A 17763-nucleotide genomic window follows, 5' to 3' on the forward strand; every position below is an offset into this window, starting at 1 on the left:
TTATCCCACTTGTGGTTGTGGGGTGTTAATTTGCAAAAACTCTTGTACCTGTTGCATATAAGTTGGCGCATCTTCCAACATTGGGAAATGCGCTGTGTTACGAATCATCACAAATTTCACTTTGTCACTCAAGGCAGCAGCTTGACGCCCCATCTCGGCTGGAATAATTTTGTCATACTCCCCTGCTACAAGCAGAGTCGGCACTGTCAGCTTGGCAAACTCTTGCGGCATCACTTCAGATTGAGCCTTACTGACTGAAGTAAAAATTGTTCCTAAAGCCGCATCGTAATCTGCTTCGAGAAAATCTTTCAAAAAAGCTTGCCGCTCAGAATGTGGTATGGAACTATGCAGAAATCTGGCCATAAACATCCGGTCAACAAATGGAATTTTGCTTAACCACTTGGGACGGAATTTCACTACATAGCCACCAAATTTATGAAAAGCACTAAAAGATTTTTCGTCGTACTCAAAAATGCCGCTACAAGTTAAAATTCCTCGTTCTACTCGTTCGGGATAGCGGTTAAAAAATAAAGTGGCAACAGAAGCGCCCATTGAATGAGCATTGATATAAACACGCTGAAGATGTAACCCATCTAGCAAACCTGCCAAATCATCAGCGTATTCCTCTAATTCATAGGTTAACTCTCTGATTGCCTGTGATTCTTCCTGGGGGGATTCAGATTCGGCAACAGCTTCACTGGCTTGGGCGATGGTTGGTTTCCCACCAGAACGGCCAAATCCCCGCATATCGTAGAGTAAACAATCAAATTGCTCCGATAAAGCATCAGCAGTATTTTGCCAATATCTAGCCGAACCAGCCCAACCATGCATAAAAACCATCACTGGTTTTACCAAAGAACCGGATGGTCTTTTCACCCATTCGTAGTAATGCTCAACGCCACGAACATTAATATAAGGCATTAGTCATTTGTCCTTTGTCAGTTGTCATTAGTCCCTGGTATATGGTTATTATTCCTTATTTTTTGACCAATGACTAATGACCAATACAACTCTTGGAGAGGCTACGCCAACGAATACGTGGTAGTTGAGCGCAGTCGAAACTCAGTACAAGTGACTAATGACTATTAAGCTGATTCTGGCTTCGGTAGTGAAGACGGATGTATTATCAGTTCAGCAGTCGATCGCTTCTCGACCATTTCCCTTGTAACTGTACAGCGTGTCACATCCTTACGGGATGGTAACTCATACATTACATCCAGCATCAATTCTTCGACAATACCACGTAATGCTCTAGCACCAGTTTTACGGCGGTAAGCTTCTTGAGCGATCGCTCGTAAAGCATCTGCTTTAAAATCTAACTGAACATTATCCATCTTCAGCAGCTTTTGGTACTGCTTGACTAAGGCGCTGCGTGGTTGAGTAAGAATCGCCATCAGCGCTTCTTCATCTAGCGGATCTACTACTGCTACCATTGGCATCCGCCCAATAAATTCTGGAATCAGGCCAAATTTTACTAAATCATCCGGTTCTAGATGGCGAAGCGTGTCTGCTGCTCGTTTCTCCTTCGATTGGCCTTCTCCCGGTTGCACAAAGCCAATTGCTTTTTTGCCAACTCTCTGGTCTACAATCTTTTCTAAGCCCACGAAGGCACCACCACAGACGAACAAAATATTACTTGTATCAATCTGGATGCAGTCTTGATAAGGATGCTTACGTCCTCCTTGGGGTGGTACATTAGCGATCGTTCCCTCTAACATTTTCAGCAAGGCTTGCTGCACGCCTTCGCCAGAAACATCGCGGGTAATTGACGTGTTCTCGCTCTTACGAGCAATTTTGTCAATTTCGTCAATGTAAATAATTCCCCGTTGCGCTTCCTCTATATCCAAATCTGCCACCTGCAACAGTCGCAGCAAGATATTTTCCACATCTTCTCCCACATACCCTGCTTCCGTCAGCGTCGTCGCATCGGCTACGGCAAAGGGTACATCCAGGATTTTCGCTAGAGTTTGCGCTAAGAGAGTTTTACCGCAACCAGTCGGGCCAATTAACAATATATTGGACTTTTGCAGTTCTATGGCGTCATCCGCCCCAGGTTTGCCACTGGCTTTAGACTGAATGACTGCCAGCCGCTTGTAGTGATTGTAAACAGCTACTGACAACACTTTCTTGGCTTCGTCTTGACCAATAACGTGTTCGTCTAGATACTTTTTAATCTCTCTTGGCTTGGGTATTTGATTAAACGAAATACTAGCAGAGTGAGTACGCCGTTTTTCAGGTGGCTCTGCTCTTGGTGCTGGTTGTGCTGCCGCACCATTAGTATCGAGTAACTCCTCGTCTAGTATTTCATTACACAAGTCAACGCATTCATCGCAGATGTAGACTCCCGGCCCTGCGATTAATTTACGCACCTGCTCTTGAGACTTGCCACAAAATGAACATTTCAAATGGGAGTCGTACTTAGACATACCAGCCTCTTATTTCAGAATGGTGACGTTTTCCCCTGCTACGGGAAGATTTTGCCTGGAAATGACTTGATCGATCAAACCGTAGTTTTTTGCCTCTTCTGCCGACATAAAAAAGTCGCGCTCAGTATCTGCTTCTATTCTTTCTAAGGGTTGACCAGTATGGTGAGCCATTAACTGATTCAACTTAGCCTTAACGTAAAGAATTTCTCTGGCTTGAATTTCAATGTCAATGGCTTGACCTTGAGCGCCACCAAGTGGTTGGTGAATCATAATCCGGGAGTCGGGCAGAGACATTCGCTTACCGGCAGCCCCTGCTGTCAACAAAAATGCCCCCATGCTCGCGGCTAATCCAAAACAGATGGTAACAACATCAGGGCGAATTTGCTGTATTGTATCATAGATTGCCATCCCTGCGTAGACGGAGCCGCCAGGAGAATTAACATACAGTTGGATGTCTTTTTCTGAGTCTTCGGCGTCTAGGAATAACAACTGAGCCACAATCGAGTTGGCTACGGCATCGTCTATTGGCGTTCCTAAAAAGATAATCCGCTCTCGCAGCAGGCGGGAGTAGATGTCGAAAGCTCTTTCTCCCATGCCAGATTGCTCTATCACCATCGGCACGATGTTGCTAGGGCTGCTTAACTGGGAGTTAATGTTTATTCGACTTAAGTTGCTGATTGGGGAATTTCCCGACTGCGATTCAAGCATACAAGCTTTCTTTGACAATTATTTAGGACAAATGTTTCAGCAGCAGATGCTGCCTTTTCAACGAATGGAATTTTTATAAGCTACGTATTAACCATTATGCCTCATATAATTTCCTCTCGTGTAACACAGTATCAAGCTCAAGTGATAACAGGTGTCACTATTTGCCGAAAATTCATTATTTAATTATTCCGACTTAATCCCTTAATTGGGCATTGGGCATTGGTTATTTCTCTCCCTACTTCCTCATCTCCCTTACCTTACCCATTTCACCAGTACTTTAACTCAGAACTGGTGAACTCATGGTTGTGGAATTTTTTATTATCCTTCTGTAACTTCTGTAGAAGCTTCGCTGTTTTCTTCCTCAGTCTGAGGTGCATCAGCATCAGCATCTGATTCTACGTCTTCCGTTTCCTCCACAGGACTCAAGGAACCTTCGGGTACAAGTTCAACTGAGGAATGTTCTAATAGCCAATCAATGGTTTTTTCGGTTAATAGTTCGTTTTCCACGATTGAGCGCAGTCTATCTTCATCAACGTCTTGTTCCTCCGGGTACTGTTCCAAAAGTTCTGCGACTCTGGCTGCGATTTCTTCTGGTGTTACCTCGATAGATTCGCGTTTACTGACTTCCCGCAAGGACAAGGAGCGTTTAATGCGTTCAATAGCCTCAGTACGCGATCGCTCCCGCAACTGAGGAATAATATCTTGAGTAAACAGCTTTCTCACATCCAATCCCTGCTGAGACAGTCGCATTGCTGTTTGCGTTAGCATTGCATCCACTTCTTGCTCAATCAAGGTTGCTGGTAAGTCAACTTCTACGTGCTTGAGTAGTTCCGTTAACAAGGCTTCCTGCTTGTTTGTTTTTGTTTTGTCGTCCGCCTCTTTTTGATATTGCTCTACCAAAGAAGCGCGTAACTCCTCTAAGGTTTCAAAATCGCTGACTTCCTGGGCGAAATCGTCATTTACTTCTGGTAGCTCCTTTTCCTTTAGTTCTTTGAGCGTCACCGTGAAAGTTGCCGCTTTTCCTGCTAAATCTTCATTAGCATACGGGTCTGGGAACTGCGCCGCAATTTCTTTGGTTTCTTCAGGATTCATCCCCACTATTCCCGAAATGAAGCCTGGAATAAACTTATCTTCTTGCAACTCAACTTGAAAATCAGTTGCTTCGGCTCCCGGAATCGGTTCTAGTTCAGCTGTTTCGTCCTCACCCTCGGCTCTTGCGAATGAACCTTTAAAATCGACTACGGCTACATCGCCGATTTGGGCTGCACGTCCTTCCACAGGAATCAATGTCGCCAATTCTTGACGTTCCTTGTCAAGGCTAGCGTCTACTCGTTCTGGATCGTACTTAACTTCTTCAGCTTTGACTTGCAAATCGGTGTACTGAACTAAATTTACTTCTGGTTCTACATCGACAGCCGCCGAAATCGTCAGGGGTTTTCCCGGTTCATAATTATTAATCAAATCCTCAAAAGAGGAGCGCAACTGCGGTTGGCCGATTGCTGGGATGGCTTCTTGTTTGACTGCTTGCTCAATGCCATCTTGAATTAGTTCTTCCAGCGCCGCTGCCTTGATTCGAGTTGTACCCAGCCGTTGTAGCAATATCGGCCGAGGCACCTTGCCTTTACGAAACCCAGGAATATTGGCAGTACTCGCTAAGTTTTTAATGACCTGTTCGTAAGTTTGCTTGGTAATTTCCGGCGTAATCTCTATTTCCAGGCCAATTTGGCTGGCGGGAAGTTTTTCCTGGGTAACTTTCATGCTTCGTCTCTAGTTTTCTGGTATTTTATACTCCGAGTACACACAAAACGCAATAAAATAATTGTTTGCGTTTATGGCTTGATGTCTCTTAGGGGTAATGGGAGTTTGCCAAAAGGTCTTGCGACATCCAAGGATGGATGTGTGTCCTGGGGCAAAGATCCAGTTTACTGCCAATTATCAAGGACTTGACATTTTACCTTCATAACAATTTGGTTAATGGGGTATTGGGGTTAGGGGAAAAAATCTGTAACCTCTACCCTGTAACCTAATACCCTATTCGCTTCTTCACTCCCGACTCACCTAAAACTTGGGAATTAATTATTCAGTGGGCTAACGCCGTGATATCCTGGTCTCAAAGAGTGGTTAGTACCCCAGATTAAAGTTATAGTATTGAGTCTAGCTATTATCTAGCTATTATTAAGTTATGTGTGGTACAAGAGTGCATCTGTTACTTAACCGCATAGCTCAGTTTTACGTTGTGCTGGCTTTTTGCATTTAGTAGTATATTCATCATCTAAGTCAGCAAGTTTGTAGCCAATATATATTTATTTCTTTACAGGAAGGATGCTTGTTAAACGCCTAAATGCAGATATCTCCCTTTTTATGATAAATAGCGGTTTATTGTATAATATATAGTTATAGTAAATCAATGAAAAAATCGCTGTTATTTTAAAATGCAACATCACTTAACTTAATTAAAAAAATGTATTAAATATATAAAGATATATTAAATTAAAGAAAAATCTAAACCTATTAAAAATGTATTTCCAGACTGCGATCGCTATTTAAATATAACTAAATTGTCAATTGTTCCAAGAAATTGCAGATAAGTCTCTTAAAGGAGGAAACAAGTTTGTCGAAATCCTATCGTTTAGCTATTTTAGGAGCTACTGGTGCAGTAGGCACAGAGTTGCTGGAATTATTAGAAAGTCGTAATTTCCCGGTTGCTGACTTGAAGTTATTGGCATCAGAGCGGAGTGTGGGGCGATCGCTGCGATTTAAAGGTGAAAATATACCAATAGAAGCAGTTAGCGATCGCGCCTTTGAAAATGTCGATATAGTACTAGCTAGTGCAGGTGGTTCCACATCCAAAACTTGGGCAGCAGTTGCCGTCGAAAAGGGCGCAGTGGTAATTGACAACTCCAGTGCCTTTCGGATGAACCCGGAAGTTCCTTTAGTAGTTCCAGAGGTGAATCCCCAAGCCGCAGCGCATCACCAAGGCATTATTGCTAACCCCAACTGCACAACGATTTTAATGGCTGTGGCAGTCTGGCCATTGCATAAAGTTAAACCAGTACAACGCATCGTCGCTGCAACCTACCAATCTGCCAGTGGTGCGGGTGCTAGAGCAATGGCAGAAGTCAAAACCCAAACAAGCGCTATACTACAAGGACAGCCACCGATAGCCGAAATATTGCCTTACCCATTGGCATTTAATTTATTCCCGCATAACTCCCCATTAAACGATTTGGGTTATTGTGAGGAAGAAATGAAAATGGTCAACGAAACCCGAAAAATATTTGGTACGCAGCAAATCAGAATCACTGCAACCTGTATACGGGTTCCCGTACTCCGCGCCCACTCAGAAGCCATTAATTTAGAATTTGAGACTCCCTTTAGTGCGAAGGAAGCCAGAGAAATTTTAAATTCCTCTCCTGGAGTAAAACTGGTAGAAGATTGGGGAACGAATCATTTTCCGATGCCTATTGAAGCAACAGGTCGAGATGAAGTTTTAGTGGGAAGAATTCGCCAGGATATTTCTCATCCTTGTGGCTTGGAATTATGGTTATGTGGCGACCAAATTCGCAAAGGCGCAGCATTGAATGCAGTACAAATCGCTGAGTTGTTGGTAGAGAAAAATCTACTCAAACCATTAGCTATTAGTCATTAGTCATTGGTCATTAGTCATTGGTCATTGGTAAAGTGACAAAAGACTAATGACAAAGTAAAAATGACACTTGAAAGCAATTTGCAGATAGGTTATTACAATAGAGAACCACCAAGATATAAAAACATGGGTAATCAGGAGTGAAAAAAGGGTGGGAGATTTTGGCAATGTTTTAACCGCTATGATTACGCCATTTAAAGCAGATGGTAGTGTCAACTATGATGTAGCGGCAGAACTGGCGGCGCATCTAGCTAACAACGGTACAGATACATTGGTGATGTGCGGCACAACCGGAGAATCCCCGACGCTAAGTTGGGATGAGGAATACCAGTTGTTTGTCGAGGTATTACAGTCCGTGGCCGGAAAAGCCAAGGTAATTGCAGGTTGTGGATCGAATTCCACCAAAGAAGCGATCGCAGCCACCCAAAAAGCGTCTAAAATAGGAGTACATGGTTCCTTACAAGTTGTTCCTTATTACAACAAACCGCCGCAAGCGGGATTGGAAGCGCACTTTAAGTCAATAGCACAAGCCTGTCCCGACTTACCGTTGTTGTTATACAATGTCCCTGGTCGTACCGGACAAAACCTTCAGCCAGAAACAGTTGCCCGGTTAGCTGAGGTTAGCAATATTGTCGGGATTAAAGAATCCACTGGTAATATAGATCAGGCAAGCGAAATTCGTCGCTTGACACCAAAAGAATTCCACATCTATTCTGGTGATGATTACATGACTTTGCCCTTGTTAGCGATCGGGGCAAAGGGTGTGGTAAGTGTGGCTTCTCATCTGGTAGGAAACCAACTACAGCAGATGATTCAAGCTTTTAGTGCGGGAAAAATTGAGGTAGCAAGCGAAATTCATCTCCAACTGTTCCCGTTGTTTAAAGCTCTATTTCTCACTTCAAATCCCATTCCAGTGAAAAAAGCACTGCAACTTCAAGGTTGGGAGGTTGGTTCAACTCGTCCGCCGCTATGTGAAGCTGATTTAGAAGTCAGTCAAAAATTAGAAGCGGTTCTGAAAGAACTTAGTTTAATTTAACCACCAACTTATTTAAATGCTAGTAGTATCCTCCTTGTCAAAGATACATATAAACAACGATCGTAATTGTTCATAAGTTGCAATTTAAAAACCTGTGCTAGGACTGATAGATATACTATGAATCCTTGAGTTTTACAGTTGATTTTATTAAATAAAAAATTGAAATCTTCAATTAAAACTTGATTGCTTTGGGACTGACTTAAGAGACAGATGATGTTGTCTTAAATACAAGTTCGTTAACTATCAACTTAATTAACCACAAGTAACAATCTAAGGAGAAAATGGCTAAAAACGAAGCTAATAATTCCGCCTTGAAAATTATTCCTTTGGGCGGTTTACATGAAATTGGTAAAAATACGTGTCTTTTTGAGTATGACGATGAAATAATCCTGTTAGATGCAGGATTGGCTTTTCCCACAGAGGCGATGCATGGAGTCAATATTGTTTTACCAGATACGACCTATCTGCGGGAAAATCGCCACAAAATTAAAGGGATGATCGTTACTCATGGTCATGAAGACCATATCGGCGGGATTGCTTTTCATCTTAAGCAATTTGATATCCCGGTGATTTATGGCCCTAGACTAGCAATGGCAATGCTAGAGGGTAAATTAGAAGAAGCAGGAGTCCGCGATCGCACAGAAATTAGAACAGTTCTACCACGTGATGTAGTGCGGATTGGCAAAAACTTTTTAGTTGAATATATCCGTAATACCCACTCCATCGCTGATAGTTTCACTGTTGCCATTCATACTCCCCTGGGTGTAGTCATTCACACAGGGGATTTTAAAATTGACCATACCCCAGTGGATGGCGAAAAGTTTGACTTGCAACGCCTAGCTGAACATGGTGAAAAAGGCGTTCTTTGTTTGCTAAGTGATTCCACAAACGCGGAAGTGCCAGGATTTACACCTTCAGAACGTTCAGTTTATCCCAATCTGGAGAGAGTATTTAGTCAAGCACCTGGGCGATTATTCGTCACTACCTTTGCTTCTAGCGTCCATCGCATCAACATGATTTTGGATATTGCGAAAAAGCAGAACCGTGTAGTCACAGTTGTCGGGCGTTCCATGCTGAACTTGATCGCTCATGCCCGCAATTTAGGTTACATCAAGTGTGAAGATAATCTGCTGCAACCATTGCACGCTGTCCGCAACCTACCCGATGAAAGAGTACTGATTTTAACTACAGGTTCTCAGGGTGAATTGATGGCAGCAATGACCCGCATTGCCAACAAAGAACATCCTCACATTAAAATCCGCCAAGGAGATACGGTAGTATTCTCTGCTAACCCAATTCCCGGAAATACGATCGCAGTAGTCAACACTATCGATAAGTTGATGATTCAAGGTGCAAAAGTGGTCTATGGTCGGGATAAAGGGATTCACGTCTCCGGTCACGGCTGTCAGGAAGAACAAAAACTGATGATTGCCTTAACTCGACCCAAATTCTTTGTGCCATTTCACGGCGAACATCGGATGCTAGTGAAGCACGCAGAAACGGCTCAGAGTATGGGCATTCCCGCAGAAAACATGATCATTATTCAGAATGGTGATATTGTCGAACTGACAGAAGATGCTATTCGTGTCGCTGGGAAAGTGCCATCTGGTATCGAATTGGTGGATACTACTAGTTCGGGGATGGTAAGTGCCAAAGTGTTGCAAGAACGGCAACGTATGGCTTCAGAAGGGATTATCACGATCGCAGCTGCCATTGATTGGAATGGTAAACTGTTGGCAAAACCAGAAACTCACCTCCGGGGTGTAGTTACAAGTGTAGAGCGATCGCTTTTACAAACCTGGGTAAAACAACGCATTGAAGAAATCCTTTCTGTGCGCTGGACAGAATTTGCTCCTGAGCAAGGTGAAGCAGCAGATATAGACTGGGGTGGATTGCAAGGAACTTTAGAACGAGAATTGCAACGTTCAATCCGTCGGGAATTGCAATGTCAGCCATCTGTGACTTTATTGATGCAAATCCCTGATGAGCCACCTGTAAAAGTTGCTGATGGGAGAAGACGGCGGACTCGGACTGCTGCTCAGGTAGCATCATAGAGAATTTTAGGTAAAAATCTATACAGAAATAAGTTTGAGCAGTGGCTTTCACCGCTCAAATTTTGATTGGCGCAAAGACACAGAATTTTTCTGAACGTCTTTGCGCTTTCTTTTCTCATGGCTATGGAGCTTGCCTATCATTCTTCGATCTAACTTGTTAGGTTGCTATCACTGAAGGCGTGCGTACTGGGTACTGCCAGGATGGATTGCGCTGTAGAGTACAGAAACACCCATAAGCAAGTTCATCTGATATTAACGCTTCAGACTATATCATTCTCAAATCGCACTGCCAACCTAAGTTTTGTGAAATGCAATCGATTCTACTCCCTCAAAAATCGCTACTTTTACGGTATTCAGCTAGCGATGAAAAGGATGCACTTACGTGAGAAAGTGGGAACACGGAGAGGAAAAATGCCTTCTAGGATATTACTGATGTTTATACTTAGCAAAAATTCTTTTAGAAAGACCTTATATTAAGTTCTGTAAATGTTACACTAAAACCTATCCAATGATGGATGTCTTTATTAAAATTTAAACTGTGTCAAGTTATGAACAAGATCGTAATATTACACTACCGATCCCCAGAAATTTGCGATTAACTTGACGTAGTAATAAATTAGGTTCTGACTTAAGTGGCTAATCAGGTATTACATTATATCGCAGTCAGAACGCGATTTTTCCGGGAAAGTTCGTTGCCACGTTGTATATATTCATCAAAAAGGTGAATAGCCTCAATAACACAGAGGGTTAACCATGAAGGTATTCGACAATACCACAAAAAAGATTTTTCTGGCTAGCTGGGTATCAATCAATCAAGCAGAAACTACTGACCATAAAGTAACCCAGTTAAACCATTCTCCTTCCAAGCCTCACTGGGATATTCTCCAACCCTTACGGCAGCGAGTAGAAAACATTCAAGTCCGCGATCGCCAATTAGCTCACCGCTTGTGCAAACTGATTCCATCTCAGTGCCCTTTTGAGCGCGATGTCAAATTATTTGGCAAGACCTTGTTTCACATCCCGCCGATGTGCAAGCTCAACCCCTTATACGAAGAAGTGGTTGGTTTACGTTTCCGAGCGTTGTGCTATCTAGCCGACGACTGTGGCGAAGATGTATCGCAGTACTGCTAATACTGAGATATGAGGGTTGAGGGAAAAGTTATGAGTCAGGAGTAAAACGTCGGGGATCAATAATATAACTCCTAACTCCTAACTCCTGACTATTCTTTTATTATTTTTTTACTATTTCTTTTGCCATTTTTGGATGGCATCTTGAGCATCTTCATAAGCGCCTGTCTCCTCTGGCACTAAAGCTGCCGTCGCAATTGCGGCTTTGCGTTCTCCTTCGGCGGCGCGACGCTTTGCCAGGTCTAAAATTTTCTCACTCCATTTATTGATCGATTTTTGCGCAGTATCGAAGCCTGGTTGTCCGGGTGGTACTTTCTTGGCAACTTCGATCGCCCGGTTGTAGGTAGATGCCTGTTCGGACTTAATTAAGGCATTCGCTGCATCTAAAAGAGTTTTGTTACTCACATACTGCTTACCCTCTAAACGCCACAGGTTAATTGCTGCTTGTGCTTTCGCGTAGGGGGCTTCGTCTTTGGTGATTAATCGAGCCGCAGCAATAGCGCTGGCATACTGTCTTTGTTTAGCACGACCCTCTGCTAAATCTAAAATCATCTGGCTCCAAATCTTAATATTCTCCTGAGCTTGTTCGTACAATGGTTCGCCAGGTTGAATTTTTCGGGCCGTAGCGATCGCCATACTCAAATCGCTCGCCTGAGTTTGTCTGAGAGACATTTTCGCCAGGTCTAATACTGCTTGATTTCGCTTTTTTGACTGGGAACTAGAAGTTATTTGGGCGCTAGATTGGTTGTTGAGTCTAACTGGTGGAGTGCGGTCGCTTGGTAAATTCTCGACAACCTGGCGATCGCTAACATTAGCATTAGATGATGTGCTTGATATTTGCTTAATTCTAAAAGTTTCTTGATTACGCAGAAAAACTACAGCGATTAAACCTGCTGCCAGCAAGCTGCCTCCGCCCCACAAAATAAACTGTTTCCAAAAAGGGATGCTTGGCTGATTCGCTGGCAATCGCGAGACATAACCTTTAGAAGAATTTGGGATAAATCTTCCTTTGGTATTCACTCCCAAGGAAGTTTCCGCCATTGGCTGGGAAACTAAGCTGCCACCTGATTCCTGGACTTTTTTACCTTTCGCCTGTTGGGAGGAGTTCACACTAACTTCTCCCCGTCTGCTTCGATCTGCTGAAGTTTTAGAGAAATCATCAAGGGGAGGAGCGGCACGTGCAACAGCAAAGGATTCTTCAGGATAAATCACGGGTTCTGGTTGAAAGTCACTTTCTATTGCCAATTTTGGCAAGATTACTTGCTGCCTTGATGGAATGATAGTGGCAGGGTTTTGGATAGGACGCCAGTGGTGATGACATAGCTTTGGCACAATCAGGCTTAGGTAGCTTTCTAAATCTGCCAAGTTGCTGCCATTACCAGAACGTAAAGCTTCTAACAAAGCTGCTGTAAAAAATCCGTGACCTAGTTCGCTACTCTCATGGGAAAATTGTTCTGGTTGGCAAGAAAGAATTGTTGCCAGTTGTAGTTCTTGAGCTAATTCTATTGTTTCTTCACCAACAGGAGCATCCGCTTGAGTGCCAAAAGCGCGGTTGATATCGAGTAGTAGCAATACATTCAGGTCAGCAAGTTGCAGACTTTGCATTAGCGATCGCAATTCTATGCCAGTCTCTTGCACCAGTTCCGGGTTGCCCTCTGCGGGCATTAAGTAATCTTTGCCTTTGTAGTTGACTCCATAGCCGCTAAAGAATAACCACAGATAGTCTTCCGGTTGCCAACTTGTTGCTGCCAAATCTTCAAGCAGCAGCAAAATATTTTCCTTCGTCGGGTAAGTCGATCTATCCCCAATCGGCGGCGAAGTATCTGTCATAACTAGACAGTGCTTGGGGAGAAAACCTGCCTCTGTCACCAAAAAATCTTCTAGTGCCTCAGCATCTGCTTGGGCACAACTTAAAGGTTGAAATAACTGATATTGATTGATACCAATCGCGATCGCCCAGTAATTTGCCATCCCGCTCTTTGTCAGTTATTGTTGTTTGCTGGTCTTAAAATTGCGGTTGGCTTTGCCAAAAAAACAAAGCTAACCTATGTCTTATAGTCTAGGTGATTCTGATTGAATCTTAAGTTAGAATGTAATTTTTATTACGTTAATTAGCCGGAAAATACCTTTACCTAATTTCAATAACAGATCATTACTAAGGAGATAGAAGGTCATGAGCAAAATTTCTGCTCACCTACCATCATCGCTCGCTCCCTTTTCAGTTATTAGCCAAATTGCCAGAAGAATCCGGATAATTCCTTTAGTAGTTTTGCTCATATCTACTGTTCCTGCGTGGTTTTTGATGGAAGCGATCGCACCGCAGCTTGTGCGAGCTTACACCGCTAGAGTCGATCTAGCTATTGACCGCCTGCCAGAAGAAAACTATGAAACCGTTCTCAGGAGAGCGGAAGCGGTCGCTAGGGCAGCTGCTCAAAGGAGCTTCGACCAAGATATCTTGGTGACAGATGTTTCCATCATTGTGTCCGTACAAAATTATGGAGCGATCGCACCAGTCCTGACATTAGATGTCAGTCGTCCTCAATGGCGATCGCGTCCTGATGCTCAAAACTGGGCCACTTACTTCAAAACTGCGCGTTCTTTACTTTTCTTTGAAAATAACTCTAATCAAGTTCCAGCAGCTAGCGCTGTGTCAACGCCAAAATGACGGGTTGAGCTAGAAGTCCGAGCCAAAGCTTTCTTGGCTCGGAACCTTGCAAGAATAGAAAGAAAATCATTTTTTCTGTTCCCGCGTCTTGGCGTCAGTCTTAACCCAACTTATTTATTCCTGACTCAACTGTTGTCTTTGGCGTCAGTGGATGGCCTAGAATAAGAAGGTTGTCAAGAATCGCGATATCTGCTGACATGGCTGTTCCTAAGAAGAAAACTTCCAAATCAAAACGAGATAAACGTCGAGCTACCTGGAGGCATAAAGCCGTCGTTGAAGCTCAGAAAGCCCTGTCTCTGGGCAAGTCAATTTTGACTGGACGTTCTACATTTGTTTATCCAGCTGCTGAAGAAGAGGAAGAAGAATCATAATTTCTCAGTCAGGAAAAGCACGAACAGCACCGATAGATTTGATTGCCAAACTCAAGAATCAAACTTCTTATCGCTAGATAAATGCTTTTTCTGAGCTTTCCTGATTGCATTATGAATCATAAACACTCTACATAAGCTCATTAGATCGAAAAAAATTGGTAGTGAGTAATTGGAAATATCCATTACCCATTACCTATCATTCAAGAGTTCATATAAAGAGTAAAACATTTGATACTGTTGGCAACTCAGCAAAAAAGCTTGTAAACATCTTGAGAAAACTGATTTTTCTCTAACTATGATAGGAAAATTTTTTCAGAAACCAGGCAAAGAAGAAGGCGATCGCGTTCCTCCTGGTCAACACTTAGCTAAAGGTTTTCCCGTTTTAACTTACGGTGAAACTCCCCAAGTCAGCACTGAGGAATGGGAGTTTCGAGTTTGGGGTTTAGCAAAATCTGCTACCTTTAGTTGGTCAGACTTTATGGCGCTGCCTCAACACGAATTCACAGCTGACTTCCATTGTGTAACGCGCTGGTCTAAACTTGATGTCAAATGGACTGGCATTAAAGTTACAGATTTCATGGGTCTGATTGAATTAGACCCGAAAGTAGCCCACGTTATGGAACACTGCTATGGCGGCTACACTACCAATATTTCTGTAGAAGATTTTCTGCGGGAAGAAAACTTCTTTGCTTTTAAAGTCTTTGGTGAAGACCTTCCATCTGAACACGGTGGGCCGATGCGGCTAGTTGTACCCCACCTCTACGCTTGGAAAAGTGCTAAGTGGATTAATGGTTTGGAATTTTTAGCTGCTGAAGAACTTGGTTTTTGGGAGCGTAATGGCTACCATCGCCGTGGTGAACCTTGGGCTGAGGAGCGTTACAGCAACGCTTTTGGGATTTAATAGTTAGGAGTTAGAAGTTTAGAGTTAGGAGTTAGGAGTCAAAAATTCATAACTCATAACTCATAATTTCTAACCTAGAAGTTTCTTGATTAGCGGCAATTTGCCTTGATATGGAGCGTATCGCCATTTTAAATCAAGCCAGAAAGAGTTTTGCAATACACTTTTCTTATGGGAAAAAGTGTCAAAGCTAGCTTTGCCGTGATAGTTGCCGATACCGCTATCTCCTACTCCACCAAATGGTAAAGACGAGACACCAACCTGCATCACTGTGTCGTTAATACAGACTCCACCAGAGGAAGTTTCTTGCAAAACTCGCTTTTGCAGGTTTTTATCTTGAGAAAATAAATATAACGCCAAGGGTTTGGGTCTAGAGTTAATCAAGGCGATCGCTTCTGCAATGTCAGTATATTCAATGATGGGTAGAATGGGCCCAAAAATTTCTTCCTGCATTACAGAATCTTTTAGGGAGACATTATCAATCAGTGTTGGGGCAATATAGCGCTCTGAAGGTTGATTTTCTCCACCGATGACAACTTCACCGTCTTTGAGAAAACTAACCAATCTCTCAAAGTGTTTTTCACTGATAATTCGGGCATAATCAGGACTGCTTGCTGGATTCTCGCCATAAAATTCTTTTAAAGATTTTTCCAGACCATCTATTAAATCTTTTTTGATTGTTTTATTAACTAAAAGATAGTCAGGGGCGATACAAGTTTGTCCAGCATTAATGAATTTTCCCCAAGTAATTCGTCTGACAGTGTGTTCGAGATTAATGTCAGTATCTACAATACAAGGACTTTTACCACCCAATTCTAAAGTCACTGGTGTGAGATATTTTGCCGCTGCTGCCATGATGATTTTGCCGACAGCTGTACCACCAGTAAAAAAGATATGGTCAAACTTTTCTGCAAGTAGTTTTTGACTTGCTTCCACGCCTCCTTCAACCACTGCAAGATAAGCAGGGTCAAAATGTTTGGCAATAATCTTAGCAATGACATCAGACGTATGAGAAGCAATTTCTGAAGGTTTGATAATTGCACAATTACCGGCTGCGATCGCACCTATTAACGGTGAGATAATTAACTGAAATGGATAGTTCCAAGGGCCGATGATTAAGACAACCCCTAATGGTTCTGGATAAATTTTCGCTGAGTAGGAAAAAAAATCCCAGGAAACCGCTGCTTTTTGGGGTTTAGTCCAGTTTTGAAGATGTTTGATGGCGTAATCAATATCCTTAATTACACTGATTTCTGTAAGGTAAGTTTCTACTTCTGGTTTATGTAAATCCGCTTTTAATGCCTCGACTATTGACTGTTCATGCTCAATGATTGCTTGCTTAAGATTTTTCAGTTGTTCAATGCGAAAATTTACATCTTTAGTTTTACCCGTTTGAAAAAAATCTCGCTGAGTCTGGATAATATTGCTAATGTTAGATAATTCAGTGGTAATCATTGTTTTGTCCTATTAAAAACTATTTAATGCTAATGCTATTATTTCAGCATATTTGATTCGTAAATTTTTAGCATTTGATTTTCTAAGTGAATTTTTTACTTAAATTATCGTAGATAGTAGTAAGGTTATAAATCATGAATTACCAGGATAAAAAACTCTATAATTCATAATTTATAATTACTAGTTTTTTCATGCTTTGGTGGGTAGAAGGACAATAAATACACTACCTTTGCCCAACTCAGAATTAAGTAGAATAATGCCTTGATGTGCCTCGACAATTCGACGAGCAAGGTACAATCCTAAGCCACTACCAGAACTCTTATGACTGCCTTGGCGAAATCGTTCAAATATAGTGGCTTGTTCTTCAGGGGGAATACCTGGGCCTGTATCCGCTATTTCAATTCTAATGTAGTCAACGGAATTGGATGTTTCAGAGAACTGAGATTGATTACTTTTGTTGAACTGGCGTTGAGAAGTAAAACGAATAGTAATAGACCCGGAGTCGGTAAATTTGATCGCATTCCCTATGAGGTTGGTAAATAGACGATGCAGTTCTAAGCGATCGCCCATGACTGTGTTTGTGATTAACTCTTTAGTAACATCCAAATTAAGGGACAGTGTTTTATCTTGAGCTAAGGGTGACAATTCTCCAATCACTTCATCTAGCAATTGACCCAGATTAACTGGTTGAAATGCTAAACTTTTGCGACCCGCTTCAAAACGATAAACTTCCAATAAGGTATTGACCATAGAAAGCAGGTTGATGTTGCTACGCGCCATGATGGTGATTACTTCCTGCATTTGCGGTGATAATGTTCCCAACGCACCTTGTTGAAATAGCATTAACATACGATCGGCGGCTACCAAGGGAGTGCGTAAGTCGTGGGTGAGGCGGGAGACAAAATCTTCTCGCTGACGGGCAATTTCATCACGTTCATCCATACTATGCTTCAAACGCAGGAGCGATCGCACTCTTGCTAGCAATTCATCTACTGTTACAGGTTTGCGGATAAAATCATCAGCACCCAAGTCTAAACCGTGGGCGACGTTGGGCGCATCGTGGGCAGTGATCAGCAATATGGGGATATATTGCGGCAATTTCATATCTCCACGAATGTGCTTGGTAACTTCGTACCCGTCCATACCTGGCATCATTAAATCCAGCAGAACCAAGTCACAAGGAGAAGCTTTCAATTCTGCTAAGGCAGAAATCCCATTTTCTGCCGTGCTAATGGTGTAACCTTCTTCTTCCAAAATAGTTTTGATCAAAAACACGTTATCAGGAGAGTCATCGACAACTAGAATTTTGTCAGAGCGAGAAGATTGTGAAGTCATATAGATGCAAGGTACGAGGTAAAAGTAAATTTTTAGAGTAG

The 17763-nt window shown here is 42.5% G+C and carries 14 protein-coding genes; 7 read left to right on the forward strand and 7 right to left on the reverse strand.

The annotated features are described in order from the left end of the window. The 4 genes from V7K45_RS26090 to tig form a co-directional block, all read right to left on the reverse strand. A complete protein-coding gene (locus tag V7K45_RS26090) occupies positions 1–921 on the reverse strand; it encodes an alpha/beta fold hydrolase (RefSeq protein WP_335007828.1) in 921 nt (306 codons plus the stop codon). 164 nt (positions 922–1085) lie between these two features. Beyond that, entirely contained in the window at positions 1086–2426 is a 1341-nt protein-coding gene (gene clpX / locus V7K45_RS26095; protein WP_292775233.1) for an ATP-dependent protease ATP-binding subunit ClpX, read from the reverse strand. Between the two features lie 9 nt (positions 2427–2435). Next, positions 2436–3134: an ATP-dependent Clp endopeptidase proteolytic subunit ClpP gene (clpP, locus tag V7K45_RS26100; protein WP_104905916.1), complete on the reverse strand. Its 699-nt coding sequence runs from the start codon at positions 3132–3134 to the stop codon at positions 2436–2438. Between the two features lie 318 nt (positions 3135–3452). Next, positions 3453–4892, reverse strand: a complete 1440-nt coding sequence (gene tig, locus V7K45_RS26105) for a trigger factor (RefSeq protein ID WP_335007829.1) — start codon at positions 4890–4892, stop codon at positions 3453–3455. Positions 4893–5745: 853 nt separating this feature from the next. Here tig and V7K45_RS26110 point away from each other — a divergent pair. From V7K45_RS26110 to V7K45_RS26125, 4 genes are all read left to right on the forward strand, one after another. Further along, complete coding sequence (locus V7K45_RS26110; protein ID WP_334875499.1) at positions 5746–6783, forward strand: aspartate-semialdehyde dehydrogenase; 1038 nt, start codon at positions 5746–5748, stop codon at positions 6781–6783. 148 nt (positions 6784–6931) lie between these two features. Continuing rightward, positions 6932–7816: a 4-hydroxy-tetrahydrodipicolinate synthase gene (gene dapA / locus V7K45_RS26115; protein WP_335007830.1), complete on the forward strand. Its 885-nt coding sequence runs from the start codon at positions 6932–6934 to the stop codon at positions 7814–7816. Positions 7817–8097: 281 nt separating this feature from the next. After that, positions 8098–9870 carry a ribonuclease J gene (locus V7K45_RS26120; RefSeq protein ID WP_322637531.1) on the forward strand — a complete coding sequence of 591 codons (1773 nt, stop codon included), beginning with the start codon at positions 8098–8100 and terminating at the stop codon, positions 9868–9870. 753 nt (positions 9871–10623) lie between these two features. Further along, complete coding sequence (locus V7K45_RS26125; RefSeq protein WP_335007831.1) at positions 10624–11001, forward strand: Mo-dependent nitrogenase C-terminal domain-containing protein; 378 nt, start codon at positions 10624–10626, stop codon at positions 10999–11001. A 111-nt stretch (positions 11002–11112) separates the two neighbouring features. On the opposite strand, the gene V7K45_RS26130 is transcribed toward V7K45_RS26125, so the two are convergent. Beyond that, positions 11113–12969: a caspase family protein gene (locus V7K45_RS26130; protein WP_335007832.1), complete on the reverse strand. Its 1857-nt coding sequence runs from the start codon at positions 12967–12969 to the stop codon at positions 11113–11115. A gap of 202 nt (positions 12970–13171) precedes the next feature. Here V7K45_RS26130 and V7K45_RS26135 point away from each other — a divergent pair, with 202 nt between their 5' ends. The 3 genes from V7K45_RS26135 (at position 13172) to V7K45_RS26145 (ending at position 14935) form a co-directional block, all read left to right on the forward strand. After that, positions 13172–13663, forward strand: a complete 492-nt coding sequence (locus V7K45_RS26135) for a hypothetical protein (protein WP_094348614.1) — start codon at positions 13172–13174, stop codon at positions 13661–13663. A 197-nt stretch (positions 13664–13860) separates the two neighbouring features. Continuing rightward, complete coding sequence (rpmF, locus tag V7K45_RS26140) at positions 13861–14034, forward strand: 50S ribosomal protein L32 (protein WP_094328804.1); 174 nt, start codon at positions 13861–13863, stop codon at positions 14032–14034. Between the two features lie 295 nt (positions 14035–14329). Continuing rightward, a complete protein-coding gene (locus V7K45_RS26145; RefSeq protein ID WP_335007833.1) occupies positions 14330–14935 on the forward strand; it encodes a sulfite oxidase-like oxidoreductase in 606 nt (201 codons plus the stop codon). 69 nt (positions 14936–15004) lie between these two features. Here the strand turns inward: V7K45_RS26145 and V7K45_RS26150 are convergent, their stop codons facing one another. Together V7K45_RS26150 and V7K45_RS26155 are read right to left on the reverse strand one after the other, a co-directional pair. After that, complete coding sequence (locus tag V7K45_RS26150) at positions 15005–16387, reverse strand: aldehyde dehydrogenase (RefSeq protein WP_335007834.1); 1383 nt, start codon at positions 16385–16387, stop codon at positions 15005–15007. Positions 16388–16576: 189 nt separating this feature from the next. After that, positions 16577–17722: a hybrid sensor histidine kinase/response regulator gene (locus tag V7K45_RS26155; protein ID WP_335007835.1), complete on the reverse strand. Its 1146-nt coding sequence runs from the start codon at positions 17720–17722 to the stop codon at positions 16577–16579. Between the last annotated feature and the right edge of the window lie 41 nt (positions 17723–17763).

The sequence above is a fragment of the Nostoc sp. genome, assembly GCF_036917375.1.
In the GTDB taxonomy this organism is placed as follows: Bacteria; Cyanobacteriota; Cyanobacteriia; order Cyanobacteriales; family Nostocaceae; genus Nostoc.